The sequence below is a fragment of the Phreatobacter oligotrophus genome, assembly GCF_003046185.1.
GTDB lineage: Bacteria > Pseudomonadota > Alphaproteobacteria > Rhizobiales > Phreatobacteraceae > Phreatobacter > Phreatobacter oligotrophus.
On record NZ_PZZL01000010.1, the window covers coordinates 18,264 to 40,968 of the forward strand.

The window sequence follows — 22,705 nt, forward strand, 5'->3', positions numbered from 1 at the left end:
GCGCCGCCGCCGCGTTATTTTGCAATGCAGCAACCACAAGACCAACGAGGAAGCCGCCATGAGCGCCGCGCTCGCCGTGAAGGACATGCCCGCCAACATCCATGACCTCGCCCGCGGCGCCGTCGTCGCGGTGGATGCGGTCCTCGCCGATGCGACGGCCGCCGTGCGCGCCATGGTCACCGAGAACGGCCGCATCTCCAATGCCGCCATCGAGCGCGAGCAGCGCGCCACCCATGGCCTCGCCTGGCTTGCCACCTACGTCGAGAGCGTGCGCCAGCTCGCCTCCTATGCCGAGCGCCTCGCCGCAGCCGGCACCTTCGGCGAGCTGGAGGACCTCATCGTCCGCATCGGCCTTGGCGAGTACCTGAGCCAGATCCTCGGCGGCATCCCGATGAACCAGGGCGAGGTGGTGCGCCCGGTCGATGTGGGCCTCTCGGTCGCCGACGTCGCCCGCCGCTTTGCGGGCGCCGCCGACACGCTGATCGCCACCGGCAACACCGCAGCGAACCGCGCCCGCCTCGCCGTCCTGGTCCAGGAGCAGGAATCCTCCGGCCATTTCGGCGACCCGGCCCTCGACGAGACGCTGGTCGCCATCCGCGACGAGATGCGCAAGTTCTCGGTGGCCGAGGTGCTGCCCCATGCCCATGAGTGGCACCTGGAGAACGCCTATATCCCGCTCGAGGTCGTCGCCAAGCTCGCCGAACTCGGCGTGTTCGGCCTGACGCTGCCCGAGAGCTATGGCGGCATGGGCCTCGGCAAGGAGAGCATGTGCGTCGTCTCCGAGGAGCTGTCGCGCGGCTATATCGGCGTCGGCTCGCTCGGCACCCGCTCGGAGATCGCCTGCGAGCTGATCCTCGCCGGCGGCACCGAGGCGCAGAAGGACCACTGGCTGCCGAAGATCGCCTCGGGCGAGATCCTGCCGACCGCCGTCTTCACCGAGCCGAACACTGGCTCCGACCTCGCCTCGCTGAAGACCCGCGCCGTGCGCGAGGGCGATGTCTACAAGGTCTCCGGCAACAAGACCTGGATCACCCATCCGGTCCGCGCCGACGTGATGACGCTGCTGGTGCGCACCAACCCGGAGGAGCCCGGCTACAAGGGCCTTTCCATGTTCCTCGCCGAGAAGCCGCGCGGCACCGACGAGAACCCCTTCCCGGCTGAGGGCATGTCCGGCGGCGAGATCGAGGTGCTCGGCTATCGCGGCATGAAGGAATACGAGATCTCCTTCGACGGCTTCGAGGTGAAGGCCGAGAACCTGCTCGGCGGCGTCGAGGGCCAGGGCTTCAAGCAGCTCATGCAGACCTTCGAGGCCGCGCGCATCCAGACGGCGGCCCGCGCCGTCGGCGTCGCGCAGGCGGCGATGGACCTGGCGCTGCGCTACGCGCAGGAGCGCATCCAGTTCGGCAAGCCGCTCATCGCCTTCCCGCGCGTCTCCGACAAGATCGCGATGATGGCGGTGGAGGTGATGATCGCCCGCCAGCTCACCTATTTCTCGGCGCGGCAGAAGGACCTCGACCGGCGCTGCGACCTCGAGGCCGGCATGGCCAAGCTGCTCGGCGCCCGCATCGCCTGGGCGGCGGCGGACAATGCCCTGCAGATCCATGGCGGCAACGGCTTCGCACTGGAATATCCGGTGAGCCGCGTGCTCTGCGACGCGCGCATCCTCAACATCTTCGAGGGTGCGGCGGAGATCCAGGCGCAGGTGATCGCGCGCCGCCTGCTGGATGGGGCGAACTGAGGCTGCGAGCCGGCGGCCGGGTCAGCCCGGCCGTCATGAGCTGCTGCCGGGTGGCGCCCTGCCACCCCTGGATCCCCTTCCCCTCGCTTCGCTCGGCCGGGGATGACGGGTGGGCGTGTCTGGAGGATGGTTGGCCGGTCCTGAAGGGCACAGCCCTCTCCGTCATGGCCGGGCTTGTCCCGGCCATCCACGACTTGACCACCGCCCTCCGAGAATTCGTGGATGCCCGGGACAAGCCCGGGCATGACGGGCGGAGGTTCTTGCTCTCCATGGGGATATGAACTCTTGTCTCCCCCGGTTCACCGCCCGTCACCCCCGGCCGAGCGGAGCGAGGGGAAGGGGGTCCAGGAGCCAAGGCTCTACCCGCCAGTCAGCCGTCAAGCCCCCGCGTAGAGCCGCTTGATGGCGTCGGCGTATTTCGCCTCGATGGCCTTGCGGCGCACCTTCATCGTGGCGGTGACCTCGCCGTCGTCGTGGTCGAGTTCCTTGTCGAGGATCTCGAAGCGGCGGATGTTGGCGACCTGGGCGAGCGTCTCGTTCGCCTTGTCCACCGCGTCCTGCACCAGCGCCACGACCTGCGGAGCCTGCGACAGGTTCTTGTAGTTGGTGAAGGCGATGCCCTTCATCTCCGCCCACTTGCCGACCGTGTCCATGTCGATCTGGATGAGGGCGGCGACATATTTCTGGCGGTCGCCGAAGACGATGCACTCCTTGATGAAGGGGCTCATCTTCACGGCATGCTCGATCTCGGTCGGCGACAGGTTCTTGCCGCCGGCGGTGATCATGATGTCCTTCTTGCGGTCGACGATCTTGAAGTGGGGACCGTTCATCTCCGCGACGTCGCCGGTATGCAGCCAGCCGTCGATGATGGACTGCCGGGTGGCCTCCTCGTTCTTGTAGTAGCCCTCGAAGATGGCCGCGCCCTTGGCGATGATCTCGCCATCCTCGGCGAGGCGGACCTGGGTGCCCGTCATGGGCTGGCCGACCGTGCCGACCACCACGTCCTCGACCCTCTGGCCAAGGATGCCGCCGGAGGTCTCGGTCATGCCGTAGATCTCGACCAGCGGCACGCCGATGGTGCGGAAGAAGCGGATGACCTCAGGCGAGATCGGCGCGGCGCCGGTGAAGGCGATGCGGCAGCGGGTGAGGCCGATGGCGTTTTTCAGCGCGCGGAACACCGTCACATAGGCGAAGGCATATTTGGCGCGCTCGGCGAGCGACCATTGCGAACGCGGCTTGTCGGCAAAGGGCGAGCAGAGGTCGAAGGCCGTCTTGTAGAGCCACTTCTGGGCAGGCCGGGCCTCGTACATCTTCACCCGGATGCCGGAATGCATCTTCTCCCAGATGCGCGGCACGCCGAGGAAGCTCGTCGGGGCCACCTCGCGCAGGTCCTCCTGCACGGTGCGCAGGCTCTCGCCGAAATTGACCTGGCTGCCGGTGTAGAGCGGGCCGAAGATCGTCGTCGCCTGCTCGGCGACGTGGCACAGCGGCAGGTAGGAGAGCGTCGACCAGCCGGCGCCGATGCCATAGCGCTCGACCAGCCCGCTGGCACCGGCGCGGATGTTGCGGAAGGAGAGCATGGCCCCCTTCGGCTTGCCGGTTGATCCAGAGGTATAGATGAGCAGAGCAATGTCGGAGAGGCTGTGGTCGCGCATCAGCGTCTCGACGACGCCGGGCTCCTTCTCATAGGCCGCGCGGCCCAGCGCCTCGACCTCGTCGAAGGTCATGACGAGCCCGGGCTCGTAGCCCGCAAGGCCGCGGTTTTCCAGCGCGATGATCCTCTTGACCTTCGGCAGGTCGGCGCGGGCCTCCACCACCTTGTCGATCTGCTCCTGGTCCTCGCAGACGACGATGGTGCAGTCCGCGTGGTCGAGGACGTAGGCGACCTCGTTGGACGGGCTCGTCGGATAGACGCCGACCGTCACCGCGCCGAGGACGCCGGCGCCCATCTGCGACAGCACCCACTCGATGCGGTTCTCGGAGATGACGCCGACATGGCCGCCGCGCGTCAGGCCGAGCTCGCGGAACCCGAGCGCCAGGTGGCAGGAGCGCAGCCAGTATTCGGCAAAGGTGGTGGGCTGCCAGATGCCGAAGCGCTTCTGGCGGATGGCGATGTCGTTGCCCCGCTCGGTCGCATGCTTCTTCAGCATCTCGACGACGGAGAGAGGCGGCAGGGCGGCGGCCGGATCGGCCGCGGCCGCCGGGCCGGCGCTCTCGCGCGCCATGTCGAGCTTGAGGACGGTCGTGGTCATGACAGCCACCTCTTGCGCCGCTTGTAGTGCTTGATGTCGCGATAGCTCTTGTGGGACAGGCCGAGATAGAATTCCTGCACGTCGCGGTCCGAGGTGAGCTTCTCGGTCGGCCCGTCGATGACGATGCGGCCGGTCTCCATGATGTAGCCGTAATGGGCGATGGAGAGGGCCACGGAGGCGTTCTGCTCGACGAGGAGCATGGAAACGCCCTCTTCCCGGTTGATGCGGGCGATGATGCCGAAGATCTCCTCGACCAGCAGCGGTGCGAGGCCGAGCGAGGGCTCGTCCAGCAGGATGACGCGGGGCTTGGCGACGAGGGCGCGGCCGATGGCCAGCATCTGCTGCTCGCCGCCCGACAGATAGCCGGCGATGGATTTGCGCCGCTCGGCGAGGCGCGGGAAGTAGCGGTAGACGATGTCGAAGTCCGCCGCGATGTCGCGGCCGGTGAGCGCATAGGTCGCCGCGGTGAGGTTCTCCTCCACCGTCAGGTCGGCGAAGATGCGGCGCCCCTCCATGACGTGGAACAGGCCGCGGCGCACCAGCGTATGCGGGGCGTTCTGCTCGACGGCCTCGCCGTCGAAGGTGATGCGGCCCTCGGTGACCAGGCCGTTCTCCATGGGCAGCAGCGCCGAGACCGCCTTGAGCACGGTCGACTTGCCGGCGCCGTTGGAGCCGAGCAGGGCGACGATCTTGCCCTTCGGCACGGCGAGCGACAGGCCGCGCAGGGCCTGGATGGCCTTGTTGTAGACCACCTCGATGTTGTTCACCTCGAGGATGAGGTCGCCGGTGGCAGCCATGGCTCTCTCTGGCATTGCGGGATGGGGCCGGGCGGCGACGGCGCCGCCGCCCGGGATGTGGCTCAGGCGCTGGCCGAGATGGTGATCCAGTCGGAGGCCGGCTTCAGCACCTTGTCGGCGGCCGAGTACTGGTAGACGCGGCCGTGCGGGAAGGAGTTGTTGACCATCGAGATCGGCACGCCGAAGACGCCGCCGGTGTCGTAGTTCTTCAGCCCGCGGGCATGCTTCATCATGTTGACCGCGTTCAGCTCCTCGTTGGCGGCGAGCGTCCGCCGGAGCACCTCGACCGCCAGCATGGCGTTGGTCCAGCCCTGGTAATAGGCGTGGGTCCGGGTCTTGCCGACATTGGCGGCGCGGATGGCCTCGACCTGGGCGCCCTGGGCATTGGCGTCGAAGTTGTAGCAGGAGACGCCCATGTAGCCGTCGGCGGCAGCACCGGCGCGGTTCATCAGCACCGTGTCGGTGGAGTAGAAGGTGCCCATGAAGCGCGAGGTCATGCCGGCCTGGCGGGCCTGGGCCATGAACTCCGGAATCGGCTGCAGCACGTAGCCGTGGAAGATGACGTAGTCGGGATTGCGACGACGGATCTTCAGCACGTCGCCGGAGACGTCGACCGAACCCGGCTGGGTGACGATCTTCTCGACGACGTTGAGCTCGAGGCGCCTGGCCTCGGCCTCGCCGGCGGCGATCGGGTCACGGCCGAACTCGGTGTCCGAGTACACGAAGACCACCGAGGCGCCCCTCTTCTGGCTGGCGATGTAGCGCAGCAGGACACGGAACTGGTCGGAGTAGTTCGGGCCGGGAATCCACTGGTTCGGGAAGGCCTGGGGATTGTCGATCTCCGAGGCGAAGGAGGCGCCGGCCATGACGGTCGACCCGCGGCGGTTCAGCTCGGGATTGATGGCCTTCTGGAAGCCGGTGGAGTCGCCGAAGAAGACCGGCGTCTGATGCTGCGAGGTGATGCGGGTGAAGATGGCGACGGCGTTGTCGACGCGGTAGCCCGAATCCTCGTTGACGTAGCGGATGCGGCGGCCGCCGACGCCGCCGTTGCGGTTGACGAATTCGAAGTGGTCGCGGCCACCCTCGAAGCCCTCGACGCCGGCGAAGGCGAAGACGCCGGACATCGGGTTGGCGGCGCCGATGACGAGCTCGGGGGCCTGGGCGAAGGCGCGGCCGGAAGCGGTCGAGACGAGCGCGGCGCCGAGGCCGAGCTGGCTGAATGCACGGCGGGACAGACGGGTCATGGGTGTCTCCTCTGGGGTTGTCGTCCGCCTTGGCGGCGGTTCTTGTGGGTTGGGTTCACGTCCTGAACGGCCACAGGGCGAAGTAGCGGCGCGTCCTGCGCCACATCTCCGCGAGCCCCATGGGTTCGAAGATGAGGAAGCCGATGATGAGCAGGCCGAAGATGATGGCGCGGACGGGCGCGAGATAGATCGGCGCGTCCGGGAACCAGGGCACGACCGCGGTGGCGGCGAGCTTCAGGAACTCGGGGATCAGCGTCATGAAGACGGCACCGAAGATGCCGCCGATGATGGTGCCGGCCCCGCCGACGATGACGGCGGCGAGGAAGAAGATGGAGGCCAGCGCCGGGAAGCTCTCCGGCGTCACGACGCGGAAGAGATAGGCCCAAAGGCCCCCCGCGACGCCGGCATAGAAGGACGAGATGGCGAAGCTCGTCAGCTTGTACTTGAGCAGCGAGATGCCGATGATTTCCGCGGAGATGTCGCGGTCGCGGATGGCGATGAAGGCGCGGCCGACGCGGGTGCGGAAGAGGTTCTTCGCCGCCAGCACCATGATCACGGTGATGGGCATGACCAGCCAGTAGAGGCGGTCGGGCGTGGCGAGCTCGATGCCGGCAATGGTGGCGGTCGGCACGTTGAGGCCGCGCAGGCCGCCGGTCACCGGCGTCCAGTTGAGGAAGATGAAGCCGAGGATGACGGAGGCCGCCAGCGTCGCGATAGCGAGGTAGAGGCCCTTGATGCGCAGCGACGGCAGGCCGACGAGATAGCCGATGAAGGCGGCCACCGCCCCGGCGAGGACGAGGTTCAAGAGGACCGGCGTGTCGAAGCGGCCGTCGAAGAAGGCGACGGTATAGGCACCCACCGCCATGAAGGCGGCGTGGCCGAGGCTCACCTGACCGGTATAGCCGGTGAGGATGTTCAGGCCGGTGGTGGAGATGATGTTGATCATCACCAGTACGGCGAGGAACATCCAGTAGTTCGAGCCGTGCAGGGGAAAGAGGACGAGGGCGGCGAGCAGCAGGCCGAACCAGACCTTCTGGGTGTCGGTCTTGAACAGGCCCTGGTCGGCGGCGTAGCTCTCCTTGGCGGTGGCGACGCGCATGATCAGAGTCTCTCAATTTCGTGCGTGCCGAACAGGCCGTAGGGCCTGACGACCAGCACGATGAGCAGGATGGAGAAGGTGGCGAGCAGCTTGAACTCGCCGCCGAGGAAGCGGCCGACCATGGCCTCGAGCCAGCCGATGAAGAGGCCGGCGATGAGCGCGCCGAGGATCGAGTCGAGCCCGCCGACGATCACCACGACGAAGACCGAGAGGCCGAAGAGGCCCATGGCCGAGGAGATGCCGCCGACCGAGCCGACGAGGATGCCGGCGAGCGCCGCGACGGTGGCGGCGAGCATCCAGGAGAAGGAGAAGACGCCGGGAACGTCGATGCCGACCGACGAGGCCGCGGCGCGGTCGGTTGCCGTGGCACGCAGCGCGATGCCGCCGCGCCAGAAGGCGAAGACGGTGATCAGCACCGCCATCACGGCCGAGGCGATCAGGAAGGAATAGGCGGTCTTCGAGGGGATGAAGGCGTCGCCGAGCAGCACCGGCTGCTGCGGCAGGAACTCGGGGAGGCGGCGCGGCTCGGCCGACCAGACGAGCTCGACGACGCCGATCAGCACCGAGGTCAGGCCGATCGTCACCATGAAGACGGAGACCGGATTGTCCTTGAGCAGCGGGCGGATCATCGTCCGCTCGATGACGCCGCCGATCAGCGCGGCGACGACCAGCGTCGCCGGCACCGAGGCCCAGATGGGCAGCGCCAGGCCCGCCGAGAAACCGTAGAAGACGAAGGCGCCGATCATCAGCATCTCGCCGATGGCGAGATTGATGACCTTGGTGGCCTTGTAGATGATGACGAAGGCGACGCCGGTCAGCGCCATGAGCGAGCCGGTGCCGAGGCCGGCCAGACTCGTCTCGACGATGTCGATGAATTCGATCGCCATCACGCAACCTCGCTGACGGCGGCAGGATCGGTGCCCTTGCGCGGGTCGCCGGAGCCGCCGAGATAGGCCTTGATCACGTCGGGGTTCGCGCGCACCTCGGCCGGCGTGCCGGCAGCGATGCGGCGGCCGAAGTTCAGCACGCAGACATGGTCGGAAATGTCCATGACCATGCCCATGTCGTGCTCGACGAGGAGGACGGTGACGCCCCACTCGTCGCGCACGTCGAGGATGGCGCGGGCCATGTCCTCGGTCTCCTCACGGTTCATGCCGGCCACCGGCTCGTCGAGCATGAGGATGCGCGGCCGCATGGCGAGGGCGCGGGCGAGCTCGACCTTCTTCTGCAGGCCGTAGGGCAGGATCGCCACGGGCACGTTGCGGATGTGGTCGAGTTCGAGGAAATCGATGACGTCGCGCTCGATCTCGGCGCGCAGCTCCATCTCCTCGCGCTTGGCCTTGCCCCAGTAGAGGAAGGCGTCGAACACGCCGGTGGTCAGGTGCGCGTGGCGACCGAGCTTGATGTTGTCGAGCACGGTCATGCCGCGGAAGAGCGCGATGTTCTGGAAGGTGCGGGCAAGGCCGAGCTTGGCGCGGTCGCGGGCGGGGACGTTGGTGATGTCCTGCCCGTCGAGCAGCACGCGGCCGGTCTTCGGCTTGTAGAAGCCGGAAATGGCGTTGAAGGCGGAGGTCTTGCCGGCGCCGTTCGGGCCGATCAGGGCGGTGATGGAGCCCGGCTCGACGTGAAGCTCGATGCCGTCGAGCGCCTTCACGCCGCCGAACTGCAACGACAGATCCTCGACGTCGAGACGAGCGGCTGGCGGCCGAACAGGCGCGGCCGGATGCAATGGCGACACCGCCATCTCCTCCCTGGAAGGCGTCCCCGCGGCTTGATGCCGTCTTCGGTCGCCGATGCGTTCCCGCACGGCCGATCGCCGGTCCGTGCGGGGCAAAACCTACCCGAGGGTATGGCGAGGTCAATTCAAATCCGTACGGAAAGTGCCGGATTCTGCCCTTTGGAGGATGGCGTGTGGTCGCACCCCCTGGCGAAAGCCAGCAAAACTCAGCCATTCGACACAGGGGGCGCGGCGCGCCGCGGTCCCCCTCGCCATCCCTAGCGGCGGACAGCCATCCGATGGCGGAACTTGCCAGCGCAGGCACCATCGGCCCATGATCGCACCAGACCGGGCCGGAAGAGCCCGGACAAGGGCCACGAAACGCTGTTCAGGGAAGGAGGCGCTCATGTCGGAGCGCAAGTCGCATATCGTTCTGTCGCGCCGCATCGCGGTTGCAGGTCTCGGCGCCGCGGTCATGGCGCCCTGGGTCTCGAAGGCCCAGACGCTGAAGAGCGAGTACAAGCTCTCGGTCGTCGGCAACCGCCCCATCGCCCTGTCGGAGGGCGCGTTCCAGTGGGCCGAGATGGTGACGCAGCGCACCAACGGCCGCATCAACGTCAAGGTCTATCCAGGCTCGCAGCTCGTCGGCGGCGACCAGACCCGCGAGCTCGTGGCCATGCGCCAGGGCGTCATCGACTTCACGGTCTCCTCGACCATCAACATCTCGCCGCAGGTGCGCGAGATGAACCTGTTCTCGCTGCCCTTCCTGATGCCGAACCACCGGGCCTTCGACGCCATCGTCAATGGCGAGGTCGGCCAGACGCTGTTCAAGGTGATGGAGACGCGCGACGTGGTGCCGCTCGCCTGGGGCGAGAACGGCTTCCGCGAGCTGTCCAACTCCAAGCGGCCGATCCAGAAGCCGGAGGACCTGCGCGGCCTGAAGATCCGCTTCGCCGCCGGCGCCATCTTCGCCGACATCTATAACGGCCTCGGCGCCAACCCGGTGCAGATGTCCTTCGCCGACCTTCAGCCGGCGCTGTCGACGGGGGCCGTCGACGGGCAGGAGAACCCGGTCAACCTGTTCCTCGGGCTGAAGATGGATGCGCTGGCCCAGAAGCACATGACGATCTGGAACTACTGCGTCGATGCCGGGCTATTCCATGTGGCGAAGCCCGTCTGGGACACGTTCTCGGCGGCCGACAAGGAGATCGTCCGTGAGAGCGCCCGCGACGCGGCGAAGGTGCAGATCGCCGCGACCCGCAAGGGCCTCGGCGTGCTCGACCCGAACGACAAGTCCTCGCTCGAGGAACTGACGAAGCGCGGCGTCGCCACCGTGTCGCTGACGACGGAGGAGAAGCGCGCCTTCGCCCGCGTCACCCGCCCGGTCTTCGACAAGTGGGCGGCGCAGGTCGGCGCCGACCTCGTCAGGAAGGCGGAAGCCGCGGCCAACGCCGCGAGCTGATCGCCGTTCGATCCCGGGCGCGGCCGGCCTGCGCCGGCTGCGCCCCTCTTGCGAAGGCCTCTCCCTTGTCCGTCGAACTCGATCCCACGGCCAGCCAGCCGATCCCGAAGCCGCGCGTCCCGCTCAAGATCGAGGAAATGCTGATTGCCGCAGCCATGGCGGCGATGGCCCTCATCACCTTCGGCAATGTGGTGGTGCGCTATCTCACCAATGTCTCCTTCGCCTTCACGGAGGAATATTCGGTGGTGCTGATGGTGGTCGTCACCATGGTCGGCTCGTCGCTGGCCGTGGCGGCGGGACGCCACATCCGGATCGGCGTGGCGATCGATGCCATGACCCCGGCCTTGCGGCGACGGTTCGAGATGATCGCCATGGTGGCGGTCATCATCTGCTTCGGCATCCTGCTCGTCCATGGCGGCCGCCTGGCCTGGGACGAGTACCGTTTCGAGGTGCTCTCCCCCGGCCTCGGCAATCCCCAGTGGATCTATACGGGGATCATGCCGCTGCTCTCCATCGCCGTCATTGCGCGCGCCGTCGGCCGCTTCATCCGCCTTGCCCGGGGAGAAGACGCATGACCGGCCTCGTCCTCTTCGCCGCCTTCTTCGTGATGCTGGCCGCCGCCATCCCGGTCGGCATTTCCCTCGGCCTCGCCGGGACGCTCGCCATCGTCATCGCCGGACAGAGCATCCTCGCCGTGCCGACCAACGTCTATGCCGGCATCGCCAAGTACCCGCTGATCGCCATCCCGATGTTCGTCCTCGTCGGCTCGGTCTTCGACCGGACCGGCGTGGCGCTGCGCCTCGTGCGGTTCGCCACCGCGCTGGTCGGCGCCGGGCGCGGGGCGCTCGCCACCGTCTCGGTGCTGGTCGCCATGGTGATCGGCGGCATTTCGGGCTCGGGTCCGGCGACATCGGCGGCCGTCGGGCAGGTGGTCACCGATTCCATGGTGAAGGACGGCTATCCCCGCGCCTTCATCGCCTCGACGGTCGGCGCTGCGGCCGCCACCGACATCCTCATCCCGCCCTCCATTGCCTTCATCATCTATGCGGTGATGGTGCCGGGCGTGTCGGTCCCGGCCATCTTCGCGGCGGGCATGATCCCCGGCATCCTCGCCGGCCTCGCCATCATCGTGCCGATCCTCGTCATTTCGTGGATCAAGGACTTCGGCGGCAAGACCCGCCAGACCGGCGACGCCCTGACCGTCTGGGGCACGTTCAAGGAGGCCTTTTGGGGCCTGATGGCGCCGGTGGTCATTCTCGGCGGCATGCGCTCGGGCGCCTTCACCCCGACGGAGGCCGCCGTCATCGCCGTCGCCTACGGGCTCTTCATCGGCTTCTTCATCTACCGCACGCTGACCCTGCGCGACGTCTACGAGATGCTGGTGGAGGCCGGCGAGCTCTCGGCCGTCATCCTGATCGTCGTGGCGCTCGCCTCGGTCTTCGCCTGGTCGATCTCGACGCTCGGCATCGTCCAGCCGATCGCCGACGCCATTGTCGGGCTCGGCCTCGGCGCGACGGGGACGCTGGCCCTGCTCGTGATCCTGCTCATCATCGTCGGCATGTTCCTCGATGGCATCTCGATCTACCTGATCCTGCTGCCCATCCTCATCCCGATCGCCAACTCCTTCTCGTGGGACCTCGTCTGGTTCGGCGTCATCCTCACCATGATGATCGCCATCGGCCAGTTCACGCCGCCCGTCGCCGTCAACCTGATGGTGTCCTGCAAGATCGCGCGGGTGCCCATGGAGGCGACGGTCCCCTGGGTGATCTGGATGGTGCTGGCGATGACCGCGGCCATGGCGATGGTCGCGATGGTGCCCGACCTCGCCCTGTGGCTGCCACGTACGCTGGGTTACTGATGCGACGAACGGGGCGAACCTGACGACCGGTTCATCCTTGATGCACCGCGGAAAATCCCCCATTGTCGCGGCGACTTGAAATGGCCGTGCGCGGCCGGGATCGACGGGGGCCCGAGAGCCCCCCGGGAGGCGACAGACAATGAGTTCGAAGGTCTTTTCCTCGGCCAGGGACGCCCTGGCGGGCCAGATCAAGGACGGCATGACCATCATGTCCGGCGGCTTCGGCCTCTGCGGCATTCCGGACGTGCTGATCGAGGCAGTGCGCGAGTCGGGGGCGAAGAACCTCACCGTCATCTCGAACAATGCCGGCGTCGACGGGGCCGGCCTCGGCATCCTGCTGGAGACCAAGCAGATCAAGAAGATGATCTCGTCCTATGTCGGCGAGAACAAGCTCTTCGCCCAGCAATTCCTCTCCGGCGAGCTGGAGCTGGAATTCAACCCGCAGGGCACGCTGGCCGAGCGCATCCGCGCCGGCGGCGCCGGCATCCCGGCCTTCTTCACCAAGACCGGCGTCGGCACCGTCATCGCCGACGGCAAGGAGGTCCGCGAGTTCGACGGCGAGACCTATGTGATGGAGCGCGGCCTGTTCGCCGACATCTCGCTGGTCCATGCCTGGAAGGCCGACAAGGAGGGCAACCTCGTCTTCCGCAAGACCGCCCGCAACTTCAACCCGATGATGGCCACCGCCTCGCGCATGACCATCGTACAGTGCGAACACCTCGTCGAGGTCGGCGAGATCGACGGCGACCTGATCCACACGCCCGGCATCTATGTGAAGCGCATCGTCCATGTGCCGAACGCCGTGAAGCGCATCGAGCAGCGCACCACCCGCCCGAAAGCAGCCTGAGAGGAGACGAGAGCATGGCCTGGACCCGTGACCAGATGGCCGCCCGCGCCGCCAAGGAACTGCGCGACGGCTTCTACGTGAACCTCGGCATCGGCATCCCGACGCTGGTCTCCAACCACATCCCCGCCGGCATGACCGTGCAGCTCCAGTCGGAGAACGGCATGCTGGGCATGGGCCCCTTCCCCTTCGAGGGCGAGGAGGATCCGGACCTCATCAATGCCGGCAAGCAGACGATCACCGAGCTGCCGACGACGAGCTATTTCTCCTCGTCGGACAGCTTCGCGATGATCCGCGGCGGCCACATCAACCTCTCCATCCTCGGCGCCATGCAGGTGGCGGAGAACGGCGACCTCGCCAACTGGATGATCCCCGGCAAGATGGTGAAGGGCATGGGCGGCGCCATGGACCTCGTCGCCGGCGTGCAGAAGGTCGTGGTGGTGATGGAGCACACGGCCAAGGACGGCCCGAAGCTGCTGAAGCGCTGCACCCTGCCGCTGACCGGCGCGGCGGTTGTGGACCTCGTCATCACCGATCTCGGCGTCTTCGCCATCGACAAGAAGGGCGGCTCCGGCATGACCCTGGTCGAGCTCGCCGAGGGCGTCACGCTCGACGAGATCAAGGCCAACACGGAAGCTGCCTTCGCGGTGGCGCCCGACCTCGCGGCCGCCGCCTGACGATCATTCCAGCGCCGTCGCGGCAGGGCTCGCCTGGCCGCGATGGCAGGCGGTATCATGGGCATATGGTCGCGGCCCTGCCGCGACCTGCCCTCGGCCATCGAAATGCCACGGGGCTCGTCGATGGTCCCGATCCACAGGATTGGAACTTCACGGCCCGCTTGACCGCAGACGGGCACAGCCGGGACCGGGACCACCTCGCGTGACCCTCACCTCACCTCTCAAGCGCATCGCTGCAGCTGCCGGCGGGTTCTTCGCCGTCTTCGCGGCCCTGCTGCTGCTCGTGCCGCTGCTGCTGCCGACGGAGACGGTGCGGGCCACGACGACCGCCGAGCTCTCCCAGCGGCTTGGCCTGCCCGTGGCGATTCGCGGCGGCATCACCCTGTCGGTCTTCCCGCAACTCTCGGTGCGCCTCGACGACGTGCGTTTCGGCGACGAGACGCAGACCGGCGAACCGCCGGTCAGGGCGGAGAGCATCACCGGCTCGCTGCGCCTGCTGCCGCTCCTCGCCGGCCACCTCGTGATCTCCGACTACACGATCCATCGCCCGCAGATCATGGTGCGCGTCGCTGCCGACGGCCGCTCCAACTGGGACCGCGCCTTCGACCGGTTGCGCAGCGCCGCCCGCGAGCGCCAGGCCGGGCTCACCGATTTCCGCATCACCGAGGGCCGCGCCACCATCGTCGACGGGCTGAGCCAGTCGCGCACCGAGATCCGCGACGTCGATTTCGCGGTGTCCTGGCCCGGCGGCGAGCGCCAGGCGAACCTCTCCGGCCGCCTGACGGTCAACGGCGAGCCGCTGGAGATCAATGCCGTGCTCGCCCGGCCGCAGGCGCTGTTCATCGCCGAGCCGACCGGCCTCAAGATGCGCTTCACCTCCACGCCCCTGCGCGGCGGTTTCGAGGGCACACTCACCAATGGCGACACGGTCACCGCCAACGGGGCGCTGACCGCCGAGGGTCCCTCGCTGCGCAACCTGCTGCGCTGGCTCGGGCAGAACCCCGGCATCGGCCCCTCGCTCGGCGCCTTCGCCCTCAAGGGGCAGGTCGAGGTGCTGCCGAACGCGCTCGCCTTCGGCAAGGTCAATGCCGAACTCGACGGCAATGTCGCGGAAGGCGCGCTGTCGGTCAGCTTCGCGGGCAACCGGCCGCTGGTGCGCGGCACGCTGGATGCCGGCCGCGTCGTGGCGACCACCTATTTCCGTGACCTGCACCTGTCGCCGGAGCCGGGGCGTGGCTGGAGCCGCCGGCCCATCGACCTCTCGGCCGTGGCGGCGATCGACCTCGACCTGCGTGTTTCGGCGCGCGAGCTGGTCATCGGGCAGGCCGAGTTCGGCCGCTCCGCCGCTCTCATCACCGCCCGCAACGGCCGCATCTCCGCCACCCTCGGCGAGGCCATCGCCTATGGCGGCACGCTGAGCGGCACGCTCGCCGTGACGCCGGCCGGCGAGGAGATGGAGCTGCGGGCGACCCTGAGCGTCCAGCGCGCCCAGCTCGGCCAGGGCCTTGGCGAGTGGTTCGGCTTCCGCCGGCTCGACGGCACCGCCAACCTGCAGGCCGCCATCGAGGCCCGCGGCGACACGATGGCGAGCCTCGCCCGCACCGCCTCCGGCCAGGTGACGCTGACCGCCATCGAAGGCTCGCTCCAGGGCTTCAACGCCGAGGCCATCCTGCGGCGGCTGGAACGCCGCCCGCTCGCCGCCGCCGGCCAGGACGCCCGGTCCGGCCGCACGCCCTATGACCGCATCTCCGCCACCATCCGCATCATCGGCGGCGTGGCGGTGACCACCGACATGGTGATGGACGGACAGGTGGTTACGGTGCGGATGGAAGGCACCTCGCAGCTCCCCGTGCGTGACCTCGACCTGCGGGGCGTGGCGACGCTGAAGCGGACCGCCTCGGCGAGCCCGCGGCCGGGCGAGGGCAATTTCGAGCTGCCCTTCGTGGTCCAGGGCTCATGGGACGATCCCTTCGTCCTGCCCGACCCGCAGATCCTCATCCGCCGGTCCGGCGCCGCCGCCCCGCTGCGCGACACCACCCGCGACCGCGACGCCCTGAAAGCGGTGCTCGATGCCATCAACCGGCAAGCCGGCTTCGACCCCGACGCCCTGCCGCCGCCGGCCTCGGCCTATGGCGCTTTCCCGCCGGCCTCCCCGCGTCCCTGACGGTGCCATGCGGCCGTAACCTGCGGCCTCGTCGGAGCCCGCCGCGGCATGGCAAGGTCATCGCTGCCGATTCGCTGTCCCGATTCCTCCCCAGAGCTTCGACCCGCGCCCGATGCCAGCCCTTCGCCTGATCCTCGCCGCCCTCCTCGTCCTCGGCCTCGCCGCATCCGCGCCCCAGGCCAGCGCCCAGGTGCCGGGCGGTGCCACCTCCGCCGCTCCGGGATCGGCCCAGGCGGCCATCGACACGGCCCGCGCCTATCTCGACCAGGTCGAGGCGACGCTGGAGCGGCCCCTCGGCGAGGTGGAGCTGACCGAGCTGCGCAATCGCCTCGACCCCCTGCGCGAAAGCCTTTCGACGGCCCTCGCCTCGGTCGAGCCGCGTCTCGCCGAGGCGCGCGACCGGCTGAACCAGCTCGGGCCGAGGCCGGCCGACAACGCGCCGCCGGAGGCCGCCGAGGCGCGCCAGCATCGCGAGGAGCAGACCCGCGCCGTCGCCGAACTCGACGGGCGCGTCCGCGCGCTGAAGGTCCAGCAGGTCCGCATCGAGCAGATCGCCGAGCGCATCACCGACCGGCGGCGCCAGCTCTTCACCGCCCAGCTTTTCGAGCGCTCCATTCCCGTCGTCGACCCGCGGTTCTGGATGCAGCTCAGCGAAGGCCTGCCGACGCTCGGCCGCGCCGGACAGTTCCTGCTCGAGGACTGGTGGCATCACCTCGCCGACATCGCCGGCGCCGGGCGTCTGGCGGTCGCCTTCGCGGTCGGCCTGCTGGCGGCGGTCTTCCTGTTCTGGGCCTATCGCCAGGCCAGGCGCTACGGCCTCTACGCGACGCCGGCCGATGTCCCCGCCTCGAAACTGGCGCTGGTCGGCGCGGCGATCCGCACCGCCCTCGAGAGGTCCATCGTCCTGCCGATCCTCGTCGGCGTGCCGCTGCTCATCATCCAGAACTTCGAACTGGTCCTGCCACGGGCTCAGCCCATCGTCGGTGCGGTCTTCACGGCGGTGCTGGTGATTGCCGTCACCCGCGGCGTGATGCAGGGCGTGATGGCCCCGGGCGCGCCGGCCTACCGGCTGGTCAACCTGCCCGACGCCTTCGCCGAGAGCGTGTTCAGCTCGACGCGCGCGGCGGTCTGGGTCGTCGCCCTCGGCCTCGTCGCACTGGCCTTCGCGCGGGTGATGATCGCGCCCTTCGCGGTCACCGTCTTCATCACCAGCCTCACCGCCATCGGCGTCGGCGTCGTCATCTTCCTGTTCCTGCGCAGCACCATGGAGCGCAGCGTGGAGGAGGAGGATGGCGGCGTGCCGGAAGCGGCGGCCGCAGCCCCGCGCCAGCCCTGGGCCTGGACCCGGCCGGCCCTGTGGCTCGGCCTCGGCATCATCGCCATCGCCCTCATCGCCGGCTACACGGCGCTGGCCGCCTTCCTCGCCAGCCGCATCGCCGCCGCGGTGGTCATCGCCGCCGTGACCCTGATGATCCTCGTGCTGCTCGACACGGTGATCGCCGAATGGTTCGGCCCGACCACGGTGCGCGGACGCTCCGTCTCCGCCGCCATCGGCATCCGTCCGGACCGGCTGGATCTCATCGGCACGCTGTTCGGCGGTTTCCTCCACGTCGTGGTGCTCTTCGGCTCGGCCCTGGCGGTCTTCGGTCCCTGGGGCTTCGGCGGGGCGGCGGCCTCGCTGGAGGACGCCTTCTTCGGCGTGCGCTTCGCCGAGGTGCGGTCCATCGGCCTCACCATCGCCAGCGCCGCGCTGGTGCTCGCCATCGGCCTTCTGGCGCTGCGCGCCGCCATGGCCTGGTTCCGCGAGAAGGTGCTGCCGCGCAGCGGCATGGATTCCGGCCTGCAGAATTCGGTCGGCACCATCGTCGGCTATGCCGGCTTCGCGCTCGTCGGTGGCCTGGTGCTGCGCCAGATCGGCCTCGACCTTTCCAACATCACCATCATCGCCGGTGCGCTGTCGGTCGGTATCGGTTTCGGCCTGCAATCCATCGTGCAGAACTTCGTCTCCGGCCTCATCCTGCTGGCGGAACGGCCGATCCGCGTCGGCGATTCCATCGTGGTGAAGGGCGAGGAGGGCCATGTCCGCAAGATCTCGGTGCGCTCCACCGAGATCGAGACCTTCGACCGCGCCACCGTCATCCTGCCCAATGCCGAACTCATCACCGGCGTGGTCAAGAACTGGACGCTGTCGAACACGTTGAGCCGGATCACCATCCCCGTCCGCGTCGCCTACGATTCCGACCCCGACCTGGTGCGCGACCTGATGATCCAGGCCGCCTGCCAGAACCGCTACATCGTGCAGGACCCGCCGCCGCGCGTCTTCCTCATGCGTTTCGGCGATCTCGGCCTCGAATTCGAGCTGCGCGGGGTCGTCACCAATGTCGAGTATGGCCTGACCACCCGCTCCGACCTGCAGCTCGCCATCCTCAACAGCTTCCGCAAGAACGGCATCATCATCGCGCCGCCGGTGCAGCGGGTGCAGACGGCGGAGCCGGAGAACGGCGTGCCGGTGGAGGCGGAGTCGCTGCCGCAGGAGCCGCGTCCGGCCGAGCCGACGCCGCCGAAGGAGCCGGGCCGCAAGGCCTGAGGCGACGTCAGAAGAGGCTGCGGACCGCGTCGCGCGCCTTGGCGAGGGTCCCGGCGACGGCCTGTTCATAGGGCAGGGGCGGCACGGGAATGCCGAGCAGGGTCCGCTTCTCCGGGGCGGGCGGCTTCGGCGCGATCATGCTGGCAAGCTCGAGGGGCGCGCCGGGCGGCGGCGCGACGGGGGCTGCCGGGCGCGGCGGCGCTGAGCTGCGGCGGACGGCAGCGGGATTGCCGGCGACCGCCTGCGACTGGGCCTGCGCCTGTGCCTGGCGCTGCGGGCGCGAGGGAACGGGCACGACGGCGGGAAGCGTCGCCTGCGGCGGCTCGAGATCCTGGGCGCTGGCGGGCGGCGTCGCGGGGGGCCAGAGGAAGGCGGCTTCGAAGTGTTCGGGAGCGGCCACCTGCACGGCGGCCGGCTTCTCGCGGGCGCTGAAGAGCAGGCCCGGGGCCGCGCGCTCGACCAGCGGCGGCACGATGAAGGCCGCGGCCGCGGTCGCGACAATCGAGACGACGACCTGCCCGGCCAGACTGCGGCCAACGGCCGCCACCTGCTGAACCACCTTGCCCACGGACCTCTCCGTCCAACGCCAAACCTGATCCCAGAGATGGCCCGGGGTTTGTGGCATCAATCCGGACCGAATTGTTGCGGTATCAGCCCGTTTCGTAGCGGTATGTTTCCGCAAGGCCGCGCGCACACCGTCGCCTTTACGCTCCGTTTGCGCGCGGTCGCCGGTTTCGCCATGGCGGCGTTACGTGTCCTCCCCTCAAGGTCTGCCCGTCCTTTCAACGGCTTGCGACCCGAGGTTGCGATCATGCGACCGCCCCACGTTTCCCTCATGGCCCTCCTCGCGGCCATCATGGCCCCGTCGGGCCTCGCCCATGGCGCTCCCGCCGATGCGCGAGGGCAGGCGGCCTGCCCGAGCGGTGGGGACCCCTACCAGACCTATGGCTGCCTCGCCCCCTATCTCGGCGACAACGTCGTTGAACGCTTCTTCCGCTACCACAAGCTGGTATGGGGTCGCGACAGCGCCCCTTCCGACCCCAATGCGCCCCCTGCGCGCCGGCAGATCTGGCCAGCGACGCCGCACTCCACGCCGCCCATGCCGTTCACCGAATGGCCCTATGGCGGCGCGACCTCGATCGGTGTGACGCGGCCCAATTCCGTCGACAGTCCGTTCATGAACGCCATCGCCAACACACCGGTCGGCCGCGCCCTGCGGGACAGCCACATCCAGATCTATGGCTGGCTGAATGTCGGCGGCAACGTCAGCTCCAACAGTGTGCGCGGCGGCAACGCGCCAGCAGCCTATCTCTACAATCCCAACACGGTGCAGCTCGACCAGGCCGTGGTCTATATCGAGCGCCTGCCCGACACGGTGCAGAAGGACCGGATCGACTGGGGGTTCCGGATCGCGCCGATTTTCGGCACCAACTACCGCTACACCAGCGCCTACGGCCTGTTCAGCGGCCAGCTGCTCCAGCGCAACAACAATTACGGCTATGACATTCCCATGGCCTATGGCGAGCTGTTCATCCCGCAGATTGCCGAAGGCCTGCTGATCCGTTTCGGTCGTTACATCTCACTGCCAGACATCGAGGCGCAGCTGGCACCGAACAACTACATGTACTCGCATTCGATGACGTACACGTTCGACAACTACACGAATACGGGGATCAACGGCACGCTGGCGCTCACCCGCAACTGGTTCGTGCAGCTCGGGCTGTCGGTTGGCACCGACACCATGCCGTGGAACATGGGCCAGCGGGTGTTCAATCCCTTCCCCAACGCGCTCTATCCGGGGCCGACCTTCAAGAAGGATCCAGGCGCCCAGCCGAGCGTGACGGCAGGGGTCCGCTGGACCAGCGATTCCGGCAATGACAGCGTCTATGCCGTCGCCAACGGCATCAATGGCGGCCAGTGGGGCTACAACAACCTGCAATGGTTCGGCCTGACCTACTATCACAAGTTCAACGCCGAATGGCACATCGCCTTCGAGACCTATCGGATGTACCAGCGGGGCGTCGCCAATGCGAACAACCCGGCCATGGTGGCGGCCTATCTGGCCGGCGGCATGCCGCAGTCCCAGCCCTTCAACGCGCCCGGCATGGCCTTCTGCGCCACCGCGACGCAACTGTCCTGCAACGCCTCGGTCCAGACCTACCTCGCCTATGTGAACTACCGTCCCTCGACGATGGACAATGTCACGCTGCGGCTGGAATTCTTCGACGACCGGCAGGGCCAGCGGACAGGCGTGAAGTCGCGCTATGTCAATACCGGCCTCGGCTGGCAGCACTGGTTCTCGCCGCAGTTGGAGATCCGGCCGGAGGTGGCTGTCTACTGGTCACTCGACGGCCGCGCCCTCAACGGCAATGGGAATCTCGGCATCGCGCCGACCCGCAGCCGGGCCATCATCGGATCGATGGACATGATCCTGCACTTCTGACCAGCGCCGAGCCCGGCTCTCCGCGATCATCCTAACCGGCTTCGGAGCGAAGGGTGTCCGCATTGGCCGGGTCGGCCGCCGCGGTCCAGGCGCGGAAGGCCGAGAGCCCCGGCGGCGTGACGGCCAGGGCCCGGCTCTCCGGCACGCGCCGCAGCCAGTGGCGCGCGATCGCATGGTCGAGGATCGCCCGGCCGAGGGCGCCCGCGAGATGCGGCCGGCGCTCGCTCCAGTCGAGGCAGGCGCGGCAGAGCGGCCGGCGCGATGAGGCAGCCGCGGCGAGGTCGATGCCCTCGGCGGCGAAGAAGGCGCGGCCGCGGGTCGTGAGGACCGGACTGCCACCGGCCGCGTCGAGACGGCCATCGGCAAGGAGCGCATCGTAGAGCCGGACGCCCCATTCGCCCGCGAGATGGTCGTAGCAGACGCGGGCGGTGCGGAGCGCCGGATCGCGGGGGCCGGGACGGGTGCGCAGGCGGCCGTCGCGGGCGGAGAGGCCCATCAGTCCCTCCAGCACGGCGGCGACCTCCGGCCCGGCGAGGCGCACATAGCGGTGGCGGCCCTGTGCCTCCACCAGCACCAGCCCGGCCTCGCGCAGGCGGGCGAGATGGCCGCTGGCGGTGGGGGCGGCGATGCCGGCCTCGCGGGCGAGTTCGCCGGCGGTCAGCGCCCGGCCGCTCATCAGCGCGGCGAGCATGTTGGCGCGGGCGGGATCGCCGATCAGCGCCGCGACGCTGGCGATGGACGGGCCTTCCTTCATCGCTGGCTGCCTCATGAGGGAGTGCGGGATCGACGGGCTTGAGACTATACCGGATGGCGCGGCGATGCTTCGGCCGGGGCCGAACCGTCGTCCGGCCGGCCGGGGCCAGTCTGGCGGCACGTGCCACCCCCGGAGGTTCCATGGTCACCCTCGTCGCCGCCGCCATCGTCTTCGTCATCGCCGGCTTCGTGAAGGGCGTGATCGGGCTGGGGCTGCCGACCATCGCGGTGGGTCTCCTGAGCCTCGTCGTGCCGCCGGCCCAGGCCGCGGCGTGGATGCTGGTGCCCTCGCTGTTGACCAATGTCTGGCAGGTGGCGGCCGGGCCGAACCTCTGGCCGCTGACGCGCCGCCTCGGCACCCTGCTGGCCGGCATCGCCATCGGTACCTGGGCGGGCGGCGGCATCATCGCCGGGGCCTCGGCGGGGATCGCGTCGGCGGCGCTCGGCGTCACGCTGATGCTCTATGCCGGGCTCGGGCTGTCGCCGCTGCGGCCGAGGGTGCCGGCCGGGGCGGAGCCCTGGCTGTCGCCGGTGGTCGGGCTGCTGACGGGCGTCGTCTCGGCGGGCACGGGCATCTTCGTCATGCCCTCGGTGCCCTATCTGCAGGCGCTGGGGCTGGAGAAGGACGACCTCGTCCAGGCGCTGGGCATCACCTTCCTGGTGGCGACGGTGGCGCTCGGCTTCGGGCTGTTCAGCCAGGGGGTTCTGGCGGGCGGCACGGCGCTCACCTCGCTCGCCATGCTGGCCCCGGCGCTGGTCGGCATGTGGCTCGGCCAGGTGGTGCGCTCGCGGATCAGCGCGGCGGCGTTCCGGACCTGGTTCATGATCGGGCTCCTCGTGCTCGGCGCGCATCTGGCGCTGAAGCCGCTGATGTGAGGGGGTAGGAGGGCCGGGGCGCTCGCCACGTGAGGCGCGCGAACCTCAGCCCGTCATGGCCGGGCTTGTCCCGGCCATCCACGACTTGACCACCGTGCTTGAGGACATTCGTGGATGCCCGCCACAGGGGCGGGCATGACGGTGAGAGGTTCGGGTGCGAACGCCACAAGCGAAGGCCCCACCCGCACCGTCCT

The 22,705-nt window shown here is 68.7% G+C and carries 18 protein-coding genes; 10 read left to right on the plus strand and 8 right to left on the minus strand.

All coding sequences use genetic code 11. The annotated features are described in order from the left end of the window. Nucleotides 1–58 precede the first annotated feature (58 nt). A complete protein-coding gene (locus C8P69_RS19105; protein ID WP_108179048.1) occupies nt 59–1,738 on the plus strand; it encodes an acyl-CoA dehydrogenase family protein in 1,680 nt (559 codons plus the stop codon). A gap of 377 nt (nt 1,739–2,115) precedes the next feature. Here the strand turns inward: C8P69_RS19105 and C8P69_RS19110 are convergent, their stop codons facing one another. The 6 genes from C8P69_RS19110 to C8P69_RS19135 form a co-directional block, all read right to left on the minus strand. After that, on the minus strand, nt 2,116–3,990 hold the full coding sequence (locus tag C8P69_RS19110; RefSeq protein ID WP_245902140.1) for an AMP-dependent synthetase/ligase: 1,875 nt from the start codon (nt 3,988–3,990) through the stop codon (nt 2,116–2,118). Continuing rightward, a complete protein-coding gene (locus tag C8P69_RS19115) occupies nt 3,987–4,787 on the minus strand; it encodes an ABC transporter ATP-binding protein (protein WP_108179049.1) in 801 nt (266 codons plus the stop codon). Before C8P69_RS19115 ends, C8P69_RS19110 begins: the two co-directional genes overlap by 4 nt. Nucleotides 4,788–4,849: 62 nt before the next feature. Beyond that, on the minus strand, nt 4,850–6,031 hold the full coding sequence (locus C8P69_RS19120) for an ABC transporter substrate-binding protein (RefSeq protein WP_108179050.1): 1,182 nt from the start codon (nt 6,029–6,031) through the stop codon (nt 4,850–4,852). A 55-nt stretch (nt 6,032–6,086) separates the two neighbouring features. Then, entirely contained in the window at nt 6,087–7,130 is a 1,044-nt protein-coding gene (locus tag C8P69_RS19125) for a branched-chain amino acid ABC transporter permease (protein ID WP_108179051.1), read from the minus strand. A gap of 2 nt (nt 7,131–7,132) precedes the next feature. Beyond that, the gene (locus C8P69_RS19130) at nt 7,133–8,017 is read right to left on the minus strand and encodes a branched-chain amino acid ABC transporter permease (protein WP_108179052.1); all 885 of its coding nucleotides are present in this window, start codon (nt 8,015–8,017) and stop codon (nt 7,133–7,135) included. Continuing rightward, a complete protein-coding gene (locus C8P69_RS19135) occupies nt 8,017–8,874 on the minus strand; it encodes an ABC transporter ATP-binding protein (protein WP_108179053.1) in 858 nt (285 codons plus the stop codon). Before C8P69_RS19135 ends, C8P69_RS19130 begins: the two co-directional genes overlap by 1 nt. A gap of 379 nt (nt 8,875–9,253) precedes the next feature. Between C8P69_RS19135 and C8P69_RS19140 the strand changes: the two genes are divergently transcribed. The 7 genes from C8P69_RS19140 (at nt 9,254) to C8P69_RS19170 (ending at nt 18,439) form a co-directional block, all read left to right on the plus strand. Then, nucleotides 9,254–10,309, plus strand: coding sequence for a DctP family TRAP transporter solute-binding subunit (locus C8P69_RS19140; protein WP_108179054.1), 1,056 nt, complete (start codon nt 9,254–9,256; stop codon nt 10,307–10,309). A 65-nt stretch (nt 10,310–10,374) separates the two neighbouring features. Beyond that, nucleotides 10,375–10,884 (plus strand): TRAP transporter small permease, encoded by a 510-nt coding sequence (locus tag C8P69_RS19145; protein WP_245902142.1) that lies wholly within the window; start codon nt 10,375–10,377, stop codon nt 10,882–10,884. Next, nucleotides 10,881–12,167 (plus strand): TRAP transporter large permease, encoded by a 1,287-nt coding sequence (locus C8P69_RS19150; protein ID WP_108179055.1) that lies wholly within the window; start codon nt 10,881–10,883, stop codon nt 12,165–12,167. The genes C8P69_RS19145 and C8P69_RS19150 overlap by 4 nt, the downstream gene beginning before the upstream one ends. Before the next feature lie 139 nt (nt 12,168–12,306). Further along, nucleotides 12,307–13,014, plus strand: a complete 708-nt coding sequence (locus C8P69_RS19155) for a CoA transferase subunit A (protein ID WP_108179056.1) — start codon at nt 12,307–12,309, stop codon at nt 13,012–13,014. A gap of 14 nt (nt 13,015–13,028) precedes the next feature. Then, nucleotides 13,029–13,688, plus strand: coding sequence for a 3-oxoacid CoA-transferase subunit B (locus C8P69_RS19160; RefSeq protein ID WP_108179057.1), 660 nt, complete (start codon nt 13,029–13,031; stop codon nt 13,686–13,688). Nucleotides 13,689–13,890: 202 nt separating this feature from the next. Further along, nucleotides 13,891–15,852 carry an AsmA family protein gene (locus C8P69_RS19165; RefSeq protein WP_146167384.1) on the plus strand — a complete coding sequence of 654 codons (1,962 nt, stop codon included), beginning with the start codon at nt 13,891–13,893 and terminating at the stop codon, nt 15,850–15,852. Between the two features lie 112 nt (nt 15,853–15,964). Next, the gene (locus tag C8P69_RS19170) at nt 15,965–18,439 is read left to right on the plus strand and encodes a DUF3772 domain-containing protein (RefSeq protein WP_108179059.1); all 2,475 of its coding nucleotides are present in this window, start codon (nt 15,965–15,967) and stop codon (nt 18,437–18,439) included. A 7-nt stretch (nt 18,440–18,446) separates the two neighbouring features. On the opposite strand, the gene C8P69_RS19175 is transcribed toward C8P69_RS19170, so the two are convergent. After that, complete coding sequence (locus tag C8P69_RS19175) at nt 18,447–19,007, minus strand: hypothetical protein (RefSeq protein ID WP_108179060.1); 561 nt, start codon at nt 19,005–19,007, stop codon at nt 18,447–18,449. Between the two features lie 243 nt (nt 19,008–19,250). Between C8P69_RS19175 and C8P69_RS19180 the strand changes: the two genes are divergently transcribed. Continuing rightward, entirely contained in the window at nt 19,251–20,882 is a 1,632-nt protein-coding gene (locus C8P69_RS19180; RefSeq protein WP_245902143.1) for an outer membrane beta-barrel protein, read from the plus strand. A 31-nt stretch (nt 20,883–20,913) separates the two neighbouring features. Here the strand turns inward: C8P69_RS19180 and C8P69_RS19185 are convergent, their stop codons facing one another. After that, nucleotides 20,914–21,636 (minus strand): ArsR/SmtB family transcription factor, encoded by a 723-nt coding sequence (locus tag C8P69_RS19185; RefSeq protein WP_108179061.1) that lies wholly within the window; start codon nt 21,634–21,636, stop codon nt 20,914–20,916. Between the two features lie 140 nt (nt 21,637–21,776). Between C8P69_RS19185 and C8P69_RS19190 the strand changes: the two genes are divergently transcribed. Then, nucleotides 21,777–22,511, plus strand: a complete 735-nt coding sequence (locus C8P69_RS19190; RefSeq protein ID WP_211353847.1) for a sulfite exporter TauE/SafE family protein — start codon at nt 21,777–21,779, stop codon at nt 22,509–22,511. Nucleotides 22,512–22,705 lie beyond the last annotated feature (194 nt).